Genomic DNA, 19,146 nt, shown 5'->3' on the forward strand with positions numbered 1-19,146 from the left:
GAAATCTCGAAAACAAAAAAGGCCGGCAATGCCGACCTTTTCCCGTTCGCTGCTTTGCCCTGCCAGTACATCCGTGGTCAGCGGTTTAGCGCGAACTCTGACCGGAACACATCCGTCTCACCGAGACTGTCTATGCTCAACGATCAATTCGTTATGCCCCATATGGAGAGCGATTGCGGCCATTTCAAGCCCTGGAAACAAGGTCGTCGACAATCTTCTCCAAAAGTCTTGCGCGTGAGGGGGGCGACCAAGGCTGTACCTGACGGCCATTGACGAGCCTCGGGCCGGACCTAAATCCCTGTCGATTGCGAACGGAGGATTTGAGGATGGAGCTGCATCGCGGCCGATTGATCGACCATATCCAGCTGGTGATCAAGGATCTCGGCGCCAGTCGGCGGTTCTACGAAGCGGTACTGCGTGCTCTCGAGGTGCCGTTGGGAGGCGTGGGCGAAGACTATTTTTGGGCCGACGAACTGTTCGTCTCGACGGCCGGCAGCCAAGCGGCCCAGGGTAAGCTGACCGGGCGCCACCATCTGGCATTCCAAGCCCGGGACCGCGCCATGGTTGACGCCTTCTACAAAGTCGGTCTGGAAAATGGCGGCAAGGACAACGGTCGACCCGGCGAACGTCCCTATCATCCAGGCTACTACGCCGCGTTCCTGCTCGATCCCGATGGCAACAACATCGAAGCCGTCTATCACGGCGCCGCCAGCCGTAGCACCAGTTCGGTGAAGATCACGTTCTAGGGGCGTTTGTCCGGGGGAGGCGTGATGCCTCGGCGCCCATGATGTCATGGGGCTTCTTGGCAACGCCGGCGCGCAGGCGAGACGTTCACTTGACATTTTTCTAAAAATAGAACAAAAAGAGAACAGATGTGGAGATGAACGATGACCCGCACTGAAATCATCAATCGCGCACTGGCCGCCGTCGCCGACTCCCGCCTGAAGCGAGAACGTGACAGCGAGCGCCGCAAGCAGATTTTTGGCCGTATCGACCTGGCTGCGCCTTTGCCGAAGCTGAGCCGCGGCGTGCAGCTGAGCTTGAACCTCGATGGTGGGCGCAAGCAATTCGACCTGAAAAGGGTGAAATCCCATTGATCCTGAACGCGCACAGGCGATGACCAGCGGATTTTCCTGAAATTGAGCCGGGGATGTATGCGCTCGGGTGCTTTGCCGGCTGCTCTTTGTTCCTATGGCGCGGGCGAGTGCGCGAGCGCTTTCGGCGCCAGCGAAAGAAAGTGGGCGGATCTGCCGCCGCAACCGGGCGACGGAGCCGGCGGCCCCGTCACTGTTTAACGTCTTGTAGAATGGCGGGCCGAGGCGCCGGCCCGTTGCGTGCGCCGTCAATGATATCGGTTGATTGCCAGGTCCGCTGTTTCGATCTCGGGCTTGGAACCGCTGATGAGATCGCTCAATACTCGGCCCGAGCCGCAGGCCATGGTCCAGCCAAGCGTGCCGTGACCGGAGTTGAGAAACAGGTTGGCGAAGCGCGTAGCGCCGATCACCGGCGTTCCATCCGGCGTCATCGGCCGCAGCCCGGACCAGAAGGTTGCCTGCTTCTGGTCGCCCGCGCCGCCGAACAGGTCTTCGACCGAATGTTCGAGTGTGGCGCGACGCGTCTGGGGAAGGTCGTTGCTGAAACCGGCGATCTCCGCCATGCCGCCGACGCGAATGCGATCACCGAGCCGCGTGATGGCGATCTTGTAGGTCTCGTCCATGATCGTCGATACCGGCGCGCGCGTCTCGTCGACGATCGGCACGGTGATGGAATAACCCTTGACGGGATAGACGGGCAGGCGAAGGCCGAGCGGCTTCAGAAGCGCCGGTGTGTAGCTGCCGAGTGCTGCGACGAAGATGTCGGAACGGATTTCGCCTTCTGCCGTTTCGACGGCGACGATGCGGTTGCCGTCCTGGCGAAGCCGGCGGATGTCGACGCCGAACCGGAACTGGACGCCGAGAGCTTCGGCGCGCTTCTGCAATTCGTTGGTGAACTTGAAGCAGTCGCCGGTTTCGTCATTCGGCAGCCGAAGGCCGCCGACGATCCTGTCGCGGACCGGCTGCAGCCCGGGTTCCGCGGCCACGCAGCCGGCCGGGTCGAGCACCTCGAACGGCACGCCATCGGCCTTCAGCACTTCGATGTCCTTGCCGATGCCATCAAGCTGTTTGGCAGTCCGGAAGAGTTGCAGGGTGCCTTGCGTGCGGTGATCATAGGCGATGCCGGTTTCCTCGCGCAGAGCAATCAGGCAGTCGCGGCTGTATTCGGCCAGGCGAACCATCCGGCCCTTGTTGATGGCGTAGCGGGCTGAGGTGCAATTGCGCAGCATTGCGGTCATCCAGCGCCAGGTGGCGGCGTCCACCATCGGGCGGATGATCAAGGGCGCATGCTTCATGAACAGCCATTTGAGCGCCTTTTGCGGGATGCCGGGCGCCGCCCAGGGAGAGGCGTAGCCCGGCGAGATTTCGCCGGCATTGGCAAAGCTCGTTTCCAGCGCCGGGCCGGGCTGACGATCGAGGACGGTCACCTCGTGGCCGGCCTTGGCGAGATAGTATGCAGAGGTCACGCCGATCACGCCGGCGCCCAATATGGTAATCTTCATCGCATCCTCAGGATCACAGATCGATCGTCCGGCAGCCTGAGGTCGACACAAGGTGCTTGGCGTTTGCCAGCCTCCCTCCAAGCCCCCCCCACTCCGGCAGAAATCGCTTCAGAGCATAGTGAAATAATCGAGCACGATCATGCGAAGTAGCGCTTGAAAATTCCATCATTGACTGATTTTAGGAGTATTCGGCGGAAAAACGAAAGAATCTGCATGTCCGGTCTTGATGCGATCGATCGCAACATCATTCGCCTGCTGCGTCTCGATGCGCGCATGAGCAACACCAAGCTCGCGGCAGAAGTGGGGCTGTCACCATCGGCCTGCCTGAGGCGCATCAATCTGCTGGAACAGGGCGGCGTGATCCGAGGCTACACCGCGCTGGTGGGAAACGTCGATGGCGACAACGCCATTGCAGTGATCATCAACATCACCCTGGAACGCCAGACGGAGGAGCACCTCAACCGCTTCGAGGCGGCGGTCAGAAAGCACCCGGAAATCCAGGAATGTTACCTGATGACCGGTGGTTCCGATTATCTGTTGCGGGTCGAGGTCGAAAATGCCGGCGACTTCGAGCGCATCCACAAGGAGATCCTCGCAAAGCTCCCAGGCGTCCTGCGGATCCATTCCAGCTTTTCGATCCGCAACGTCCTTGCGTCACGCTCGCGGCGGCGATAGCTCGGCCGTGTGGCTATGGATGGAACGCGTGCCGCTTCCTGATCTCGTGAAAGGTTGCCGGCGGGCAGGGCCAAACGTGTTTCGGCGTGCTGCCTGTCCGCCAGTTCTGTCGTTGCAGAGACGATGGCCGCAGCCATCGCTCTCCCAATTACGTTGGTATCAGTGAAGCGCGCGCTGCGCTGGTGGCGTGGATTGCAGCCACGGCGGAAAAGCCCGGCTTGAAACCAGACGCGCAATCAGGCGTCCGCTTGGCGCAAGCACGTCAACGATCGCGCCACGATACTCGTATTCCTCGGCGAGTTCGTCGGCGATGAGCTGTCCGTAAGCGACTGCGCGGCCGTCATTGGGGTGCTGTTTGCCGGCCTGATCGCGGCTCGTCACGCCGGCCGCATGGATATGGTACATGTAGCGGGGCATGGTCCGCCGCTCCTTTCCGTTTTGCATGGGCTTTCAATGCTTCTCGCATCCACAACCGCTGGCCGGGGGATGTCGGAGACACGCGATGACGGGATTTTATAACACGGTTTGTGGGACCGTTCCCGTGACATGGGCGTGACGGCCGCGGCTGCGGGTGTCACTTGCGATGCAAGCCTCTGATATCATTGAATTTTGCCGCTGGCGGAGGATGGGGGCTCGTCCATGCGAAGGGCAGTTTCAAGCCCGTTTGGGCCGATCTTTCTGTCGTTGGCTGATGTTGCGAGCCATCCGATCGGCGCTGAGTGCATGGCTGGTCTGCGAACTCGGATCTACGAAACCGACCGGTTTCTTGTATAGTCAACTCATCGAAGCGGTGCATCTCCTCCCGCAACGCTTCGATAGTTGCAGGCGCTTTCTCCTCCTCCCAAAGAGCGCTTGCCGGAATGGCAACACTCCTCCTCCCAGTTGCCATTCAATCCATTCAAGAGCCTGCCGCACCTCCTCCCGCGGCAGGCTTTTTCTTTTCCGGCGCGGCCTATACGCAAGACTGGCGGCATTCAGGGGGAGTCTGGATTTTGGGCGGGAGAGCGCGACTGGTGTATCCAGAAAGAGGGGGCGGCGCGTTTCGCCTTGCAACGTTTTCGCAGGGGGATTGCGTCCGAGGCTGACGCATCTTTAAATCGAAATTTGTCGATCCGGGCGCGCGCCGGGCGCCCGGTCGGTCACGATGGCCTAGCTTGCGCGCCGGGCGAGCCAGTTCTGCCAATCGTTCTCATCGCCGTGAAAGACATTGAGGTCGATCTTGCCTTCGACGCCGTGCGAGAGGCCCGATCCCGAATATTGCCAGAAGACCCACTTGCGGCCCGGATATCTCTTTGAGGGGTGAGCCGCCACCGAGCGCAGCCAGAACGGATAGTCGAGCAGCTCGCCCGAAAGGTTGTCGGCATAAAAATCCGGGGCGGTGTAGATGATCGGGCGCTGGCCGTAATGCGCCTCGAGCTTGTCCATGAAGACCTGCATCTTTTCAAGCACGCGGGCGCGCGACAGGCGCCGCTTGCAGCTGGACTCGCCATTGTATTCGACGTCGATCACCGGCGGCAGAGCGCCCGCTTCACGCGGAACATTGCGGATGAACCAGTCGGCCTGCTCGCCGGCAGTCCGGCACCAGTAGAAGAAATGATAGGCACCGCGCTTCAGTCCGGCTTCCTTGGCCTTGCGCCAGTTCTTCTTGAACATCGGGTCTAGGTGGTCGCCGCCATCGGTCGCCTTGATATAGGCGAAGTTGGCACCCTGGGTGCGCAGCTTGGGCCAGTCGATCTCGCCCTGCCAGCGCGACACGTCGACGCCATGGACGGCCATTTTGCGTGGCGATGCCCGTCCGAAATTGATCGGCTTTGCGTCGCGGAAGCGATGCCCGTAAATTTGCGAGCGGGTTCCCGGCGTCGTCAGAACCGCGGGTGTCGCCGGCACGATGGCGGCAACGGGCCGCTCCAACGGCATCGGTGTTGCTGCGGCCCTTGCATCCGGTCGGAAGGCTTCCGGTTCCGGCACCGCCCCTGCCCAGGCGAGCACTTCCTGCGGCGGCGCAGCTTGCGCCTGGGCGACGCCGACACTGGCCGAAGGCACGGGAGATGTCGGCATGACCGAGCTCGTCGTTTCGCGCGACGGCTGTTGCGGCACGATCGTGTCCAGCGTCGAACTGGACGTGCAGCCTGCCAAAACCAGACAGGCAAGGAATATTGCTGGCACAGCTGAGAAACGCATGAACACCCGTACGCAAAACATTGTCGACGGCGAGGAACAGTGCCGCCAGACCCCATTGATGTGAAATTGCTAACGGAAACTTACCGGAAAAGACTAAATACAATCTTTACGACCGCCCCCCTTGAGGACGCTGAGGCGGAGCGGATGGTGCAATGGCGCAGTCAGCACTCAATCTGCGCTGTTCGGGTGGTCTGCACATGAGGGCAACCTGTTGCCCATGGCAGCGCCGTAGCGCCGCTCGAAATCGGCGGCGATATCGGAAACGGCGATTTCGCCGAGGCGCGCGAGCAGCAGGGCCTCGGCCTCATCGAGCGTTCGCTCCAGCGCCGAATTGACAGCCTGTTCGACCAGGCATCTCGGTTCGTCGGTGGCGACACCCATGGCGAAGAAACCTGGACTGCCGATGGTTCGATAGACATCGAGGAGGGTGAAATCGGAAAGCGGCCGCGACAATGTCCAGCCGCCGCCATGGCCCTTTTCGGACGATACGTAACCGGCGTCGCGAAGTCCGGCCATCGTGCGGCGCACGACGACGGAATTCGTACCGAGCATCCGGGCGATCGTTTCGGATGTCATTGGGGCCGCATGCTTTTCCATGTGCAGCAATACATGCAGCAAGCGTGAGAGTCGTCCGTCCTGTCGCAATGGCATTCTTCCCTGTTTTCCTTTGATAACATGGAACATGCAGGCCAGGGGAGCCCGCAGTCCCGGTGTTCAGCGGTGCGCTGCCGGGACCTGTCGCGATCGGCCTCTCAGTCGAACATGAGGGATCGGTGAGTGGCAGCACCCGCCATCGCCCCATCTCCGACAGACAGCGCGACCGATCCCGTCGGCCTTGCGGCATCGCCGCAAGCAAAGACGCCGGCAACGGTCGTCGCCTTCATGGCATCGGTTCGGATGTAGCGTCCGAGCGGGCCGTCATCGAAGGCGCAGCCGAGCTGTTCGGCAAAGGGCGCCGAGACCACCGTCCTGGTGGTGGTGAACAGGCCATCCATTGGCAGCACCCGTCCGCCCCGCATGACAACGTCCGCCCGTTCACCATAGAGCCTGTTGACGATGCCACGCTCCACCGTCACATTCCGCCGTGCTAGCTGCTGCAACTGGTCGTGATCGGGTTCGAATGCGCCGTTGAGGAAGAACGTCGTTGGACCCCAGTCCGGCAGCATCATGGCCTGATGCATCGACAGGGGCGATGTCGCGAGCACGCCGATGTTACCCTCGTCGAGTTCGTAACCGTGGCAATACGGGCAGTGGAAGACGCTTTTGCCCCAGCGATCGGCAAGGCCTTCAAGCTCCGGCAGGACATCGGTGACACCCGTGGCGAGCACAAGCCGCTTTCCGGTAACCTCCGGGCCTTGCCGCAGGGCGACCTTGAAGCCATCCTGCATGCGTTCGGCATGGGTGGCCTCAGCCTGCAGCCACTCGACCGTCCGGTATTCCATCAACTGCGCGCGGGCTTCGGCGGCAATGTCTGCCGGAGTGCTGCCATCCTGGGTGAGGAAGCCGTGCGACGTGCGGGCGAACCGGTTCCGCCGCAACCCGGTGTCGATCACCAACACCTTCCGGCGGGCGCGTGCGAGTTGAAGACCGGCGGAAAGCCCGGCGTAGCTGCCGCCGAGGATGAGTACGTCATGGGTCATATCGGGCCTCGTTTCGTGGGTATCGTATCTTATTAGGTTACATGAGTGGCGCTTTTCAATATCATGGCGCAATAAAAATTACGTGATGGCGTCAATGAAGCGGCGCCAACCGGACTGATCCGGTTCGGTCGCGAGCGCGCGCCGCTGCGGAGAGGAGGGGTCGCCGGACAATAAGAGTTGCGCAGCGCGATTTTGGGGCAGAGAAAAATCCGCCCCTTTGCTAACCGACTGCACCATATCGATGCGTGTTCAGTCTCTGCCTCCGCCCCGGAGGATTGGAACTCTTCCCGCCAGGGTCCCATGGGGACGCCCATGAACGACCGGATTTGCCATGCTTCGCAGTTTGTATAATTGGACGATGGACCTCGCTGGCCGAAAGTCGACGGCCTGGTGGCTGGCGCTTGTCGCCTTCGTCGAAAGTTCGGTTTTCGTGGTTCCGGCCGACGTCCTGTTCCTGCCGATGGTGTTGGCAAAACCGCATAGGGCCTATCGTTATGCCTTCCTTGCCACCCTGTTCTCGGTGCTTGGCGGCATCGCCGGCTGGTTCCTCGGCCACTATGCTTTCGACGCGATCGCCCGTCCGATCCTGCAGTTCTACGGCAAGATCGATGCGTTCGAATCCATGCGCGCTTCCGTGGACATGGAAGCGGTCGTGCTTCTGCTGGTCACATCGGGGCTTGCGCATGTACCCCCGATGAAGGTGGTCACCATCCTGTCCGGTGCAGCCAATGTCAGCCTTGGCATGTTCATCGCATCGGCGGTCATCACCCGCGGCGCACGTTTTTTCATCCTCGCCGCGGTGCTTCGCCGGCACGGCGAAGCGGTGCGGCACTTCATCGAGAAGCGCCTGGGCTTGATCGCGGCCATCGGTGCTGCAGCGCTCATTGTGCTTTACGGCCTATACGTCCTGGCAAAGTAGCAGCGGCCGGGCCAAGCCAAGGGCGTGCACATTGCCCGCTTCGGACGGATCAGCCGGTAGACAGGCGCCAACTTCCCGCAGCCGTTGCGGCGTACCAGCAGACATCCTCTCAAGCGGTTCGCGCGGTGCTGATCCGGCCATTCGCGCGCGGCGTCTACCGCAAATTGATGGCTTGCAAATCTGCTGCAACAGGCGGCGAAATGAATGGGAACCAGGTCGCGCAGTTAAAGTCTCCGAGAGGCGAGTGTTCATGCGGCTTATCGTTGTCAACGACGTATCGGAGGCCCTGGGGGGTGCAACCAAGGTTGCGCTCCAATGCATTGAGGCTGGCGTTGCTGCGGGGCTCGATTGTGCCGTTCTGGTCGGCGACGACGGTGCCGGCATTCGCTCGCGTTTCCCGGGTGTCGAGGTGGAGGCTTTGGGCGAGCGCCCCTTGCGTGACGGCGTCCGCTTCACAAACCTGTTTGACAGGAACTTCAACCGCCGCGCCTACCGCGCCTTGCGGCGATTGCTCGAAGCCCGGAGCGACCCGACCGTCGTTCATGTCCACGGCTGGTCGCAGATCCTGTCGCCCTCGATCTTTCATGCACTTGCGCACAGCAAGGCCAAGGTCGTCGTCACCGCCCATGACTTCTTCCTGACCTGTCCAAACGGTGCCTATGTCCACTACGGCAAGGGCGAGGTCTGCACTCAGAAACCACTGTCGACCGGTTGCCTCGTCAGTGCCTGCGACAAGCGCAACCACCTGCACAAGCTGTGGCGGTTCGCCCGGGCGATGACCCAGACTGCCACGGGCGAGGCATTTTGGAGCCGTGTCGGGGTCATTCTCGCCCATGAGGGCATGGAATCCTATCTGAGCGAGGGCCCGCTTCGAAACTTCCTGACGTTGCGCACGCCGTCGACGCCGCTCACGCAATCCCCGGTCGAGGCCTGGAAGAACAGCCGCCCCATGTTTCTCGGCCGCATGTCGGTGGAAAAGGGCGTTCGAACCCTCGCCGAGGCGCTCGACGCCACCGGCAAGGCTGCGACCTTGATCGGAAGGGGGCCTTTGCTCGAGGAGATCCAGCGCGCGCTTCCGCACTGTTATGTTCCAGGCTGGCTCGATGACGACGAAGTTGCCGCTGTCGCATCGCGGGCGCGCTATTTCTTCATGCCGTCAAGGATGCCGGAACCCTATGGTCTGGTGGCCGCCGAGGCACTGATGTGCGGCATACCGGTGATCGCCAGCAGCAATGCGTTGATTGCCACGGAAATCGAGCAGCACCAGGCCGGGCTGGTGTTTGAGAGCGGCAATGCACGATCTCTTGCCGAGATCATGGCACTGATGGAGAGCGACGCTCTGGTCCGGCATCTGAGCAGGGGGGCTTTCGCCTATGGCAAGAGCGTTGCCCCCTCGAGAGACGAATGGCGCCAGCGGATCGTCGATATCTACTCAGGCCGGCTCAAATTCGTGACACGCGACAAGCTGAAAGAGGCAATGGGGCGGCCAGCCCGACAAGAGTTTGAAATGGCCGGCCGGATCTGAAAGGCAGGGGGATGGCGCGCGCATTGGTGACCGGTGGAGCCGGATTTGTAGGACGCCATCTCTGCGGCAAGCTGATATCGGAGGGTGTCGATGTCGTTTGCGTCGACAAGTTCGCGCGCGGAACCGGCGCGATGCGTCCCGCCGAATGGCCGAACCCGCCAAAGGCCGGCTTCTCTCTGATTGAGGAGGATTGCCGCCGCTATTTCGATCGCGCCGACGACCGGTTCGACATGGTGTTTCATCTGGCCGCCATGGTCGGCGGCCGCGTCATGCTTGAAACGCAGACGCTCCTGGTTGCCGAGGATCTCGCAGTTGACACCGACATGTGGCGTTGGGCGGCGCGCACGCGGCCGGGATCGGTCGTCTATTTCAGCTCCAGCGCCGCCTATCCCGTGAGCCTGCAACGACCGGAAGCCTATCGGAAGCTCAGCGAGGACATGATCGGTTTCGAGGCCAGCATAGGCGTTCCAGATCTGAGCTATGGCTGGGCGAAGCTCAGCGGCGAATATCTGATGAAGCTGTATGTCGAGAATTATGGCGGCCGGGCGGTCGCCTATCGCCCGTTCAGCGGCTACGGCGAGGACCAGGATCTGAGCTATCCGTTCCCGGCGATCTGCCGGCGGCTTCTGGAGGAGCGCGGGGCGGAGGAGGTCTTCGTCTGGGGCTCCGGCCGACAGTGTCGCGACTTCATCCATATCTCCGACTGCATCGACTTCGTCTGGAGAACCTTTACCCGGTTGCAGAACGGCGCCTGTCTCAACATCTCCACCGGCGTCGCCACCTCGTTCATAGAACTCGCCCGGCTGGTCAGCCGAGGCATCGGCTGGGAGCCGAAGATAAGCGGCCGGTCAGATAAGCCCGAGGGCGTGTTCTACCGTTGCGGCGATACGGCGCTACAGGCCTCCTATGGCCTTTCCCCGCGTGTCGATCTCGAGGCCGGCGTGGCGCTGACGCTCGACCATCTGCGATCGAGAGTCTACTGACCTATTGGCTGCCGTCGCCTTTCAATAGCCAGAGGCGGGTGTGTTCGCTCCGGCTATCGGTGCAGAAGCATGCTCGGCAAAGCTTGCACGCAGGCGACTGGTCGCCCCCACCAGCAGGCTGACATCGTTTCCGACCGCAACAAAAAGCGCGCCGAGTTCGAGGTAACGTTTCGCAAGTGCAGTGTCCGAGGTCAGGATACCGGCAGCCTTGCCGTGCGACTGGATCCGCGCCAGTGCGGCCTCGACGGCTTCCTGCACTTCCGGCGCACCGGGCCGGCCGAGAAAGCCCATGTCGGCGGCCAGATCCGCGGGGCCGATAAAGACGCCGTCGACGCCTTCGGTCGAGGCTATATCGTCGATGGCCGCCAGACCCGCCCGGCTTTCCACCTGCAGCAGCAGGCAGATTTCGGCATTCGCAGTCGGGAGATAATCGTCGATGCGATTGAAGGCGGCGGCACGGGCGAGCGCTGCACCGACCCCGCGCATGCCGTGTGGCGGATAGCGCACGGCCCGGACCAGCGCGCGGGCCTGTTCACTGGTTTCGACCATCGGCACCAGCAGCGTCTGCGCGCCGATATCGAGGAGCTGCTTGATCAGCCAGGCCTCGCCGATCGGCGGACGGATGATCGGATGGCTCTGCGAACCGGCAAGCGCCTGCAACTGCGCCATCATCAGCGGCACGTCATTGGGCGCATGTTCGCCGTCGATCAGCAGCCAGTCGAAACCGGCACCACCGCAGATCTCGGCGGTGTAGGGATTGGCGAGCGCCAGCCAAAGGCCGATCTGCGGCCGTCCTTCGGCAAGTGCCAACTTGAACATATTGCGTGGAGCAGGCATGGGCGCACCCTATTCGAAGTAACAGCTGACGGTTCCCTGCGGCCCGAAATCGGCGACAATGGTGTCGCCCTGGCGGGCCTCGACGGGGCGGATGAAGGAGCCGGCAAGCACGATCTGCCCGGCGTCGATGCGGTCGCCATAGCTGGAAAGCCGGTTGGCGAGCCAGGCGATACCGCGGGCCGGGTGGTTGAGCACGCCGGCACCAAGCCCGGTCTCTTCGACCTCGGCATTGCGCGAGACGATGGCGCCCATCCAGCGCATGTCGACATCCTGCGGGCGCATGGCCCGGCCGCCGATGACGATGCCGGCATTGGCGGCGTTGTCGGAAATCGTGTCGACGATGGTGCGGGCCTTCTTCGTTCCCGGATCGACACGCAGGATGCGCGTATCGAGGATTTCAAGCGCCGGGGTGACGTAGTCCGTGGCGTTGAGCACGTCGAAGACGCTGACATTGGGGCCGGCGAGCGGCGCCTTCATGACGAAGGCGATCTCTGCCTCGATGCGCGGCTGGATGAAGCGGTTCTTCGGGATCATCGCGCCATCCTCGAACATCATGTCGTCGAACAGCACGCCGGAATCGGGGATGTCGATGTTGAGCGCATATTGCATCGCCTTCGACGTGAGCCCGATCTTCCAGCCGATGACCCGGCGACCCCGCGCGATCTTCTGCTTCACCCAGGCCGCTTGCACGGCATAGGCGTCGTCCATCGTCATGCCGGGATGCTTCAGGGAGAGGAGGTGGGTCTGGACGCGGTTTTTTTCCGCCTCATCCAGCGCCTTTGCCGCATCGGCGATTTCGGTCGTATTCAACATGGATCAGGTCTCGTCGGCGATAGGGTTGCGCAGCACGCCGATGCCATCGGCCTCGACCTCGACGATATCGCCGGGTTTCAGCCAGATCGGTGGGTCAAAACGGGCGCCGGCGCCGGTCGGCGTCCCCGTGACAATGACGTCACCGGGCGCCAGCGTCGTGAAGGTGGAGACGTAGTTGATGATCTTGCGGAACGAGAAGATCATCCGGCTTGTGCGGTCCTGCTGGCGGACCTCGCCATTGACGCGGGTCTCAAGCTTGATGTCGGCGATTTGCGCCTCGTTGGTGTAGGGAACCATCCATGGCCCGATCGACCCGGTGCGGTCGAAGTTCTTGCCCTGCGTCACGTTGAACTTGGCGTGACGCACCCAGTCGCGGATCGTGCCTTCGTTGCAGAGCGACAGCGCGGCGATGTGGTCAAGCGCCGAAGCCTCGGGGATGCGTCGGCCACCCTTGCCGATGACAATGACGATCTCGCCCTCGTAGTCGAGCTGCGGGCTTTCGGGCGGACGGATCAGTGGCTGCTCGTGGCCGGTGAAGGAGCGTGGGAAGCGGATGAACAGCGACGGATAGGAGGGGGCTGCCTGCCCATCCCGATACTCTTCGTTGCGATCGGGGAAATTGACGCCGACGCAGATGATCTTTTCCGGTGCAGGGATCGGGATCTCGAAGCGGATATCGGCGAGTGACAAATCCGGAGCGAGGGCGGAAGCCTCGTCCGCCAGTTTTGTCAGGGCGCCGTCGGCGACGACTTCCCGCAGCGTCGGCCACTTCGAGCCGTAGCGCCGGGATAGGTCGATGATGCCATCTTGGGTGACAACGCCGTATCCCTGGCCGCCAGCGGCGGCGAAGGTGGCGAATTTCGCAAAGGTCATTTCAATCCTCCGGCCTGGTCAGGCGATGCCGACGGGCAGGCATGTTTGATCTCGTGGATCACTGGTTTGACATTCGCACCGCGATCTCGGTGATGACATCGAACGCGACATCGGCATCCGCCTCCGTCATGTCGAACTGGCCGGCCTGGAAGCGGATGGCGACGCGGCCGTCGACCCGCGTCTGGGTCAGGTAGATACGGCCATCGTCGTTGATGGCGTTGACGAGTGCGATGTTGTGAGCATCGCTGTCGGCGCCACCGCGATGTCGGAACGAAAACAGCGAGAAGCGCGGGGCCGTGACGATTTCGAAGTCGTCATTCGCTCCGAGGCGCTCGGCAAGGCGGCTCGCCCATGAGACGTGGTTGCGGATCATCGTCTTCAAGCCGTCCAGCCCGTGGAAGCGCAGCAGGAACCACAGTTTCAATGCGCGGAAGCGTCGGCCGAGCGGGATCGTCCATTCGGAATAGTTGATGATGCCGTCGCGGCCGTGTGTCTTCAGATATTCCGGCTGGATCGCCATTGTGCGGACGAGATCATCCGGATTGCGGATGAAGTGCGCGGAGCAGTCGAACTGCGCGCCGAGCCACTTGTGCGGGTTGAAGACGACTGAATCCGCCTCTTCGACACCGGCCCAGAGCGAGCGGAATTCCTCGCAGATCATCGCGGAGCCTGCCCATGCCGCATCGACATGGACATAAAGGCCATGCTTGTGGGCGATCCGCACGACCGCGGCGATATCGTCGCAGGCGCCGGTACTGGTGCCGCCGGTGCAGGCGATCACGCCGGCCGGCAGAAGCCCTGCGGCCTTGTCTCTCAATATTGCCGCTTCGAGCGCCTGGCAATCCATGGACTGCAGCGGCCCAGCAACCGGGATGCGCACGAGGTTTTCCTCGCCGATGCCCGACACCCAGATGGCCCTGTCGATCGAGGTGTGTACCTGGTCCGAGGAGTAGATGCGCAAGGGAGCGTGCGCGCTGAGGCCTTGTTTGTTGCCCTTCCAGTTCAAGGCGCGCTCGCGCATGACAAGCACTGCGGAAAGCGTGGCGGAGGAGGCCGAGTCCTGGATGACGCCGGAAAAGCCGTCGGGCAGGCCGATTGCCTGGCGCAGCCAATCGAGAACCCTGGTTTCAAGCTCGGTTGCCGCCGGCGAGGTCTGCCACAGCATGCATTGGGCGGCCATCGCCGTCACCAGATATTCGGCGATGACGGAAACCGGTGCGGCGTTGGCAGGAAAATAGGCAAAGAAACGCGGATGCTGCCAATGGGTCATGCCCGGCAGGATGATCGTCTCGAAATCCTCGAAGATCGCCGCCATGTCCTCGCCGGTCTGGGGCGGCTTGGTCGGGAGTTGTGCGGCGATCGCGCCGGGCGTCGTCTGAGCGCGAACCGGCCTGTCGCGCAGCGACGCCCGATAGGCCGATCCCCACTCCGCCGCCTTCAGCGACCATTCCCCGAAAGTCTTCTCGTCCATAACGTTCCTCCCTTTGCGCCCGCTCCCAGCCTTTCATGCCCCGATTTACGGCGCGATGATAGGTTGCGCCTTTAATGCCGATTCTACCGTCTCGGCGCCGGCAAACTGGCTGCCTTCCTCAAACCAGGAGCGTGGCGCCGGCGCGCCCCAAAGCGTCTGGCGCTGCGGGTCCTTGAGATCCCATTTGATTGGTTCGAGATCAGGATCGACCGTCTGGTAATCCGAGCAATAGATCTCGATGCGATGGCCATCCGGGTCGCGGACATAGAGGAAGAAGGCATTGGAGATGCCGTGGCGGCCAGGCCCGCGCTCGATATTGGCGAGCCAGCCGGAGGTCGACATCAGGTCGAGCAGGTCGATGATGTTGAGTGGCGTCGGCACCCAGAAGGCCGTGTGGTGCAGTCGCGGCCCGCGACCGTTGGTAAAGGCGATGTCGTGCACGCCGCCCTTGCGGTGGGTCCAGGCGGCCCAGAGACGGCCGGTCTCTTCGTCGGCCGTATACTCGGTCACCCGGAAGCCGATTTCGTTGTAGAAGGCGACGGCGTCATCGACATTGGGCGAGAAGCAGTTGAAGTGGTCGATGCGCAACGGCTTCACGCCGCGATAAAGCGCATATTTCTGGTGGATCGGCGGCAGGCGGTCCATTTTCGAATAGAATTCGAGCGGGATGCCTTGGGGATCGCGGGTGCGGAAGGTGCGCGACTGGTAGGGGCGTTCGATCCATTCGACCGGCAACGCCTTCTGCTTGAAGAAATGCGCCGCCTTGTCGAGGTCCTCATCGCCAAAAACCTTGAAACCGAGATCGCGGGCCTCGGCTGTCGTCGCCTTCTTCAGCACGATGCAGTGATGGCCGCGTTCTTCCATCGCACGCAGATAGATCGTGTCGGTGGTCTCGTCGGTCACTTGCAGGCCGAGCACGTCGACATAGAAGGCGCGCGACTTGGCGAGATCGGTGACGGCGAGTTCAACGTGGCTCAACCGTACGATGTTGAAGGGCGGATGAAGGTTCGGTTTCGGTAAGGGCATTGTTGTCTCCTCCAGATGCGGCGCGGTTCTATCTCGCGCTCAGCCGCCGAGCTTGGCGATCGCATGCGCCGAGCTGGCAAACGCGATGTTCTTGGTTTCCATGTAGAAGTCGAACGACCAGTCGCCGCCGTCGCGTCCGATGCCGGAGCTCTTGACGCCGCCGAAGGGTGTCGGCAGGTGACGGACGTTCTCCGAATTGACCCAGATCATCCCGGCTTCGAGGTGGTCGGTGAAGCGGAAGGCACGCGTGACGTCGGAGGTCGTTTGCGAGGGCCAGCGCCTCGGCCTCGTCCTTGAAGGGAATGGCGGTCAGGACCGGGCCAAAAATTTCCTCCTGAGCGATGCGCATGGCATTGTTGGCGCTGGTAAACAGCGTCGGCTGGACGTAGCATCCGCCGCCGGGACCCTCGAATTTGGAGCCGCCGGCGGCAACCGTCGCCCCTTCCTTCTGGCCGATGTCGATGTACTCCAGCACCTTCTTTTCGTGCTCCGGGTGGATCAGCGGGCCGACGACGGTCTCAGGATCGAGCGGATGGCCGATCTTGATGCGCTTGGCCTTTTCGGCCACCAACGCGGTGAAGCGGTCGTAGATGCTCTGTTCCACCAAGAGGCGGGAGGAAGAGGTGCAGCGCTCGCCGTTCAGCGAATAGATCATGAAGACCGCCGCGTCGGCAGCCCGTTCCAGATCGGCGTCGGCAAAGACGACGACCGGGTTCTTGCCTCCGAGTTCGAAATGCACCCGTTTCAGCGTATCTGCGCCCTGCTTCATGATCAGCGAGCCGGTGCGGCTCTCGCCGACAAAGCCGATGGCCTTGATCGCGGGATGCTTGGTCAGCGCCTTGCCTGCGTCCTCGCCAAAGCCGTTGACGAGGTTCCAGACGCCCTTGGGAAGGCCAGCGTCCTCGGCGATCTCGACGAGCAGGCGCGCCGTCAGCGGCGAGAATTCGGCCGGCTTGTGCACGATGGTGCAGCCGGCCGCAAGCGCCGGCGCGATCTTCCATGTCGACAGCATGAACGGCGTGTTCCACGGCGTGATGATGCCAACCGGGCCGATCGGCACGCGCGTGGCCATGTTGATCTGGTCGGTCGCGCGGAGCATCTTGCCGTCACGAGCCTCCGGCGCACGGTCGGCGAAGAAGCGAAAGTTCTCCGCGCCGCGCAGGGCTGCCTTGGCCATGAACTTCAGCGACTGTCCCGTGTCCATGCACTCGACGAAGGCGATTTCTTCTGCGCGTGCAACGATGGCGTCGGCGATCTTGTGCAAGAGCTTCTTGCGCGCGTCGCCCGGCATTGCGGCCCAGGCCGGGAAAGCTTCCTTGGCGGCGCGGGCGGCGCGATCGATATCGGCTGCCTTGCCGCGCGAGACGGTTGCAAGCGTCTTCAGATCGACCGGCGAGATCGTCTCGAAGCTGTCGCCGTCGATTGCCGGCACGGCTTCGCCATTGATATGGTTCAAGACGCCGTGCGTGCGGAAGCGGGCGAGATATGCTTCCGCCTTCGTGAGGTTCTCGTCGAGTTTGGACATGTCATTCTCCAGTCGTGGTGCGCTACCGTTCAAGCGGGCGCAGAAACGTTGTGCCGACTTCCGTCGGTGTGAGTTGCCCTTCGGGCGGAGTCGTGGATGGATCGCGTTCTTCTTCCAGCTGAGGTCCGGATCGATCTCACGGACCTCGAGGCTGAGTGCGAAATGGGGCGTGGCGAAAAGGCTGGCGAGCTCCTGTGTGACCGCCTCGAAAATGGCTGTCCCGGTCGCCTTTTTTTCCGCATCCGAGCGACCGTGTCCGATGCGGAAGGCCATGTCGATGAAGCCGTTCTCAGGCAAGAGATCGGCAACCGCATAGTCGGCGCAACGGATCGTGCGCACGCGGATGGCGCCGATTTCGAAGAGGCCGGTGTCGAGGATGGTCTTGTGGACCGCGCGGCACAGACGGTCGAAGTCGACACCCGCGTCGAGCAGAGGCTCCGGCCGTCGGCCGACGAGCGCGACATTTCCCCCGTCCGCGCGGATGCGGCGCGCAACTGCCGCACTAATTCCGGTTCCGCCACCCGTAATCAGGGCGGTCTTGTTCTTGAAGCGCATGATGTCTCCTCTCATTGGTGAGAGGCATGATCGCCGTCGCGTCCAGCTGTGAAATCAGTTTTCACTGAGCGTGCACAGCGGCTGCCGGTTCTCAGAACAATCAACGGAAGAAGTGGAAAGAGGCCTTGAAATCCGGACGCGCTCAACTATCTACGCATCACTACCCGTATCGATGGCTTCCTGCAGCGGCGACAGCCGCGCGTTCGAAGCTGTCCGGGTCAAAAAAGGGCGCTCCTCGTCAAGGGTTGAGCGCCCTTTTTATTTGCGCGTCCGATGAAGGTGATGGAACAAACGCGCTTCAGGGGCATTGTGAATTAAAGGAGGCCTGCGATGTCACTCCGTCACCCCAAAACCAGCCGCTCTTCGGCGATCCTTTCAGCATCCGCTCAATGGCCCCGACATGCCGCAGCGGCGCAGGCACGCCGCGCGTGGCTGGATGTGCTCATGGGGCGACCAGAGCAGGAAGATCGCGTATCGCGCGAAGCTCAGGTGGCCGATGCGGGCGATGGCCGGATTGTCAGCTTCGGCATCGACGATGACGAAACCGAAACGACGAGCCGGCAGCCGCGCCCTCACGATTACAGTGCGGCGGCATCCGTCAACCGCCCGACCGCGTTGGCGGCAACCGCCGACGTCGATGCTTCCGGCGGAGCGTTGTGGAACGCGGTCCTGGGAGGTGACACCTCGCATGGCATGCAGCGCTTCTTCAGGCTTATCGCCCTTTTCATCCTTCTTTCAGGATCGGTGTTCTGGCTGCTGACGCCGTGAGGGCGTTTGTCGAAGGTGGGACCTTCAATACGTCGTTGCTGGCTACCGGCGCATGATGCGCTTTACGGCGGCGCAACTGTGACGAGGGAACCATTCCAAGTGCAGCCGGTTCTCCCTGCTTGCTCACAAACCGGGAAAGGACTTGGCCATGCCATCGATCGACACCGCCAGAATTCTCATTCTTGCAACCGACGGCTATGAGCGTTCGGAGTTGCGGGTGCCGCGAGACGAACTGTCGAAGCGCGGCGCCACAGTGACCATAGCATCGCCGGAAAAACGTGCCATCAAGGGGTGGGACAAGGGCGATTGGAGCGACACCGTCGATGTCGACCTCACGGCGAAGGACGTGTTTGTTCGCGACTTCGATGCGCTTGTACTGCCGGGTGGCCAGATCAATCCCGATATCCTGCGGAAGGATGCTGACGCCATGCGGGTCGTCACCGATTTCGTGCAATCGGGCAAGGTGGTGGCGGCGATCTGCCATGCGCCCTGGCTGCTGGTGGAGGCCGACGCTTTGAAGGGGCGCAAGGCAACCTCCTATGCCTCGATCCGCAAGGATGTCGAGAATGCCGGCGCACAGTGGGTCGATGCCAAGGTCGTCAACGACCACGGCATCATCACCTCCCGCTCCCCCGACGATCTCGACGCCTTCGTTGCCAAGATCGTCGAGGAGATCGAAGAGGGACGCCACGACCGGCGTGCGGCCTGAGATTGGAGCAGAGGGATGACTTCATCAAGCATCCCTCATTGCCATCTGGC

Annotated in this window: 19 protein-coding genes and 2 pseudogenes; 9 read left to right on the forward strand and 12 right to left on the reverse strand. The window is 62.3% G+C overall.

Translation table 11 applies throughout. The features are described from left to right. Positions 1-326 precede the first annotated feature (326 nt). Positions 327-746 carry a VOC family protein gene (locus AC07UR_RS21250; protein WP_173423403.1) on the forward strand — a complete coding sequence of 140 codons (420 nt, stop codon included), beginning with the start codon at positions 327-329 and terminating at the stop codon, positions 744-746. A 141-nt stretch (positions 747-887) separates the two neighbouring features. Then, positions 888-1,097 carry a hypothetical protein gene (locus tag AC07UR_RS21255; protein ID WP_209790243.1) on the forward strand — a complete coding sequence of 70 codons (210 nt, stop codon included), beginning with the start codon at positions 888-890 and terminating at the stop codon, positions 1,095-1,097. A gap of 245 nt (positions 1,098-1,342) precedes the next feature. Here the strand turns inward: AC07UR_RS21255 and AC07UR_RS21260 are convergent, their stop codons facing one another. Next, entirely contained in the window at positions 1,343-2,596 is a 1,254-nt protein-coding gene (locus AC07UR_RS21260; protein WP_209790242.1) for a D-amino acid dehydrogenase, read from the reverse strand. Between the two features lie 213 nt (positions 2,597-2,809). Between AC07UR_RS21260 and AC07UR_RS21265 the strand changes: the two genes are divergently transcribed. Beyond that, positions 2,810-3,271, forward strand: coding sequence for an Lrp/AsnC family transcriptional regulator (locus AC07UR_RS21265; protein WP_077502660.1), 462 nt, complete (start codon positions 2,810-2,812; stop codon positions 3,269-3,271). A gap of 159 nt (positions 3,272-3,430) precedes the next feature. On the opposite strand, the gene AC07UR_RS21270 is transcribed toward AC07UR_RS21265, so the two are convergent. Together AC07UR_RS21270 and AC07UR_RS21275 are read right to left on the reverse strand one after the other, a co-directional pair. After that, a complete protein-coding gene (locus AC07UR_RS21270; RefSeq protein WP_173423400.1) occupies positions 3,431-3,688 on the reverse strand; it encodes a hypothetical protein in 258 nt (85 codons plus the stop codon). Between the two features lie 732 nt (positions 3,689-4,420). Beyond that, complete coding sequence (locus tag AC07UR_RS21275; protein WP_327795845.1) at positions 4,421-5,407, reverse strand: GH25 family lysozyme; 987 nt, start codon at positions 5,405-5,407, stop codon at positions 4,421-4,423. On the opposite strand from AC07UR_RS21275, the gene AC07UR_RS21280 reads away from it, so the two are divergent. Next, positions 5,328-5,516 carry a hypothetical protein gene (locus AC07UR_RS21280; protein WP_234903115.1) on the forward strand — a complete coding sequence of 63 codons (189 nt, stop codon included), beginning with the start codon at positions 5,328-5,330 and terminating at the stop codon, positions 5,514-5,516. The two genes, AC07UR_RS21275 and AC07UR_RS21280, sit on opposite strands and share 80 nt — an antisense overlap. Positions 5,517-5,620: 104 nt before the next feature. On the opposite strand, the gene AC07UR_RS21285 is transcribed toward AC07UR_RS21280, so the two are convergent. Together AC07UR_RS21285 and AC07UR_RS21290 are read right to left on the reverse strand one after the other, a co-directional pair. Continuing rightward, complete coding sequence (locus AC07UR_RS21285; protein WP_209790300.1) at positions 5,621-6,097, reverse strand: Rrf2 family transcriptional regulator; 477 nt, start codon at positions 6,095-6,097, stop codon at positions 5,621-5,623. A gap of 107 nt (positions 6,098-6,204) precedes the next feature. Continuing rightward, positions 6,205-7,092 (reverse strand): NAD(P)/FAD-dependent oxidoreductase, encoded by an 888-nt coding sequence (locus AC07UR_RS21290; protein WP_209790240.1) that lies wholly within the window; start codon positions 7,090-7,092, stop codon positions 6,205-6,207. Positions 7,093-7,423: 331 nt separating this feature from the next. On the opposite strand from AC07UR_RS21290, the gene AC07UR_RS21295 reads away from it, so the two are divergent. The 3 genes from AC07UR_RS21295 to AC07UR_RS21305 all read left to right on the forward strand — a co-directional run bounded on the left by AC07UR_RS21295 (position 7,424) and on the right by AC07UR_RS21305 (position 10,519). After that, a complete protein-coding gene (locus AC07UR_RS21295; protein WP_209790239.1) occupies positions 7,424-8,011 on the forward strand; it encodes a YqaA family protein in 588 nt (195 codons plus the stop codon). Between the two features lie 250 nt (positions 8,012-8,261). Then, positions 8,262-9,536 carry a glycosyltransferase gene (locus AC07UR_RS21300; protein ID WP_209790238.1) on the forward strand — a complete coding sequence of 425 codons (1,275 nt, stop codon included), beginning with the start codon at positions 8,262-8,264 and terminating at the stop codon, positions 9,534-9,536. Positions 9,537-9,547: 11 nt separating this feature from the next. Then, positions 9,548-10,519, forward strand: a complete 972-nt coding sequence (locus tag AC07UR_RS21305) for an NAD-dependent epimerase/dehydratase family protein (RefSeq protein ID WP_173423395.1) — start codon at positions 9,548-9,550, stop codon at positions 10,517-10,519. A 21-nt stretch (positions 10,520-10,540) separates the two neighbouring features. On the opposite strand, the gene hpaI is transcribed toward AC07UR_RS21305, so the two are convergent. From hpaI to AC07UR_RS21340, 7 genes and pseudogenes are all read right to left on the reverse strand, one after another. Further along, entirely contained in the window at positions 10,541-11,356 is an 816-nt protein-coding gene (gene hpaI, locus AC07UR_RS21310; protein WP_209790237.1) for a 4-hydroxy-2-oxoheptanedioate aldolase, read from the reverse strand. Between the two features lie 9 nt (positions 11,357-11,365). Further along, positions 11,366-12,169, reverse strand: coding sequence for a 2-oxo-hept-4-ene-1,7-dioate hydratase (hpaH, locus tag AC07UR_RS21315; RefSeq protein ID WP_209790236.1), 804 nt, complete (start codon positions 12,167-12,169; stop codon positions 11,366-11,368). A gap of 3 nt (positions 12,170-12,172) precedes the next feature. Next, entirely contained in the window at positions 12,173-13,042 is an 870-nt protein-coding gene (locus AC07UR_RS21320) for a fumarylacetoacetate hydrolase family protein (RefSeq protein ID WP_209790235.1), read from the reverse strand. Between the two features lie 58 nt (positions 13,043-13,100). Then, complete coding sequence (locus tag AC07UR_RS21325; protein WP_209790234.1) at positions 13,101-14,513, reverse strand: pyridoxal phosphate-dependent decarboxylase family protein; 1,413 nt, start codon at positions 14,511-14,513, stop codon at positions 13,101-13,103. Between the two features lie 45 nt (positions 14,514-14,558). After that, on the reverse strand, positions 14,559-15,539 hold the full coding sequence (hpaD, locus tag AC07UR_RS21330; RefSeq protein ID WP_209790233.1) for a 3,4-dihydroxyphenylacetate 2,3-dioxygenase: 981 nt from the start codon (positions 15,537-15,539) through the stop codon (positions 14,559-14,561). A gap of 39 nt (positions 15,540-15,578) precedes the next feature. Beyond that, positions 15,579-17,064 (reverse strand): annotated as a pseudogene (hpaE, locus tag AC07UR_RS21335) (5-carboxymethyl-2-hydroxymuconate semialdehyde dehydrogenase). Positions 17,065-17,163: 99 nt separating this feature from the next. Continuing rightward, positions 17,164-17,634 (reverse strand): annotated as a pseudogene (locus tag AC07UR_RS21340) (5-carboxymethyl-2-hydroxymuconate Delta-isomerase); the annotation flags it as partial. Positions 17,635-18,063: 429 nt separating this feature from the next. Here AC07UR_RS21340 and AC07UR_RS21345 point away from each other — a divergent pair. Together AC07UR_RS21345 and AC07UR_RS21350 are read left to right on the forward strand one after the other, a co-directional pair. Next, on the forward strand, positions 18,064-18,387 hold the full coding sequence (locus AC07UR_RS21345; RefSeq protein ID WP_494701957.1) for a hypothetical protein: 324 nt from the start codon (positions 18,064-18,066) through the stop codon (positions 18,385-18,387). A gap of 148 nt (positions 18,388-18,535) precedes the next feature. Beyond that, a complete protein-coding gene (locus tag AC07UR_RS21350) occupies positions 18,536-19,096 on the forward strand; it encodes a type 1 glutamine amidotransferase domain-containing protein (RefSeq protein WP_173423356.1) in 561 nt (186 codons plus the stop codon). Positions 19,097-19,146 lie beyond the last annotated feature (50 nt).

Source organism: Ensifer sp. GW821-FHT05G01, assembly GCF_059419585.1.

What these genes read in the sequence shown, in the direction of transcription:
- AC07UR_RS21250 (WP_173423403.1), top strand. Translation starts at nt 327, where the DNA reads ATGGAGCTGCATCGCGGCCGATTGATCGACCATATCCAGCTGGTGATC.
- AC07UR_RS21255 (WP_209790243.1), top strand. Translation starts at nt 888, where the DNA reads ATGACCCGCACTGAAATCATCAATCGCGCACTGGCCGCCGTCGCCGAC.
- AC07UR_RS21260 (WP_209790242.1), bottom strand. Translation starts at nt 2,596, where the DNA reads ATGAAGATTACCATATTGGGCGCCGGCGTGATCGGCGTGACCTCTGCA.
- AC07UR_RS21265 (WP_077502660.1), top strand. Translation starts at nt 2,810, where the DNA reads ATGTCCGGTCTTGATGCGATCGATCGCAACATCATTCGCCTGCTGCGT.
- AC07UR_RS21270 (WP_173423400.1), bottom strand. Translation starts at nt 3,688, where the DNA reads ATGCCCCGCTACATGTACCATATCCATGCGGCCGGCGTGACGAGCCGC.
- AC07UR_RS21280 (WP_234903115.1), top strand. Translation starts at nt 5,328, where the DNA reads ATGACCGAGCTCGTCGTTTCGCGCGACGGCTGTTGCGGCACGATCGTG.
- AC07UR_RS21290 (WP_209790240.1), bottom strand. Translation starts at nt 7,092, where the DNA reads ATGACCCATGACGTACTCATCCTCGGCGGCAGCTACGCCGGGCTTTCC.
- AC07UR_RS21295 (WP_209790239.1), top strand. Translation starts at nt 7,424, where the DNA reads ATGCTTCGCAGTTTGTATAATTGGACGATGGACCTCGCTGGCCGAAAG.
- AC07UR_RS21300 (WP_209790238.1), top strand. Translation starts at nt 8,262, where the DNA reads ATGCGGCTTATCGTTGTCAACGACGTATCGGAGGCCCTGGGGGGTGCA.
- AC07UR_RS21305 (WP_173423395.1), top strand. Translation starts at nt 9,548, where the DNA reads ATGGCGCGCGCATTGGTGACCGGTGGAGCCGGATTTGTAGGACGCCAT.
- hpaI (WP_209790237.1), bottom strand. Translation starts at nt 11,356, where the DNA reads ATGCCTGCTCCACGCAATATGTTCAAGTTGGCACTTGCCGAAGGACGG.
- hpaH (WP_209790236.1), bottom strand. Translation starts at nt 12,169, where the DNA reads ATGTTGAATACGACCGAAATCGCCGATGCGGCAAAGGCGCTGGATGAG.
- AC07UR_RS21320 (WP_209790235.1), bottom strand. Translation starts at nt 13,042, where the DNA reads ATGACCTTTGCGAAATTCGCCACCTTCGCCGCCGCTGGCGGCCAGGGA.
- AC07UR_RS21325 (WP_209790234.1), bottom strand. Translation starts at nt 14,513, where the DNA reads ATGGACGAGAAGACTTTCGGGGAATGGTCGCTGAAGGCGGCGGAGTGG.
- hpaD (WP_209790233.1), bottom strand. Translation starts at nt 15,539, where the DNA reads ATGCCCTTACCGAAACCGAACCTTCATCCGCCCTTCAACATCGTACGG.
- AC07UR_RS21345 (WP_494701957.1), top strand. Translation starts at nt 18,064, where the DNA reads ATGGGGCGACCAGAGCAGGAAGATCGCGTATCGCGCGAAGCTCAGGTG.
- AC07UR_RS21350 (WP_173423356.1), top strand. Translation starts at nt 18,536, where the DNA reads ATGCCATCGATCGACACCGCCAGAATTCTCATTCTTGCAACCGACGGC.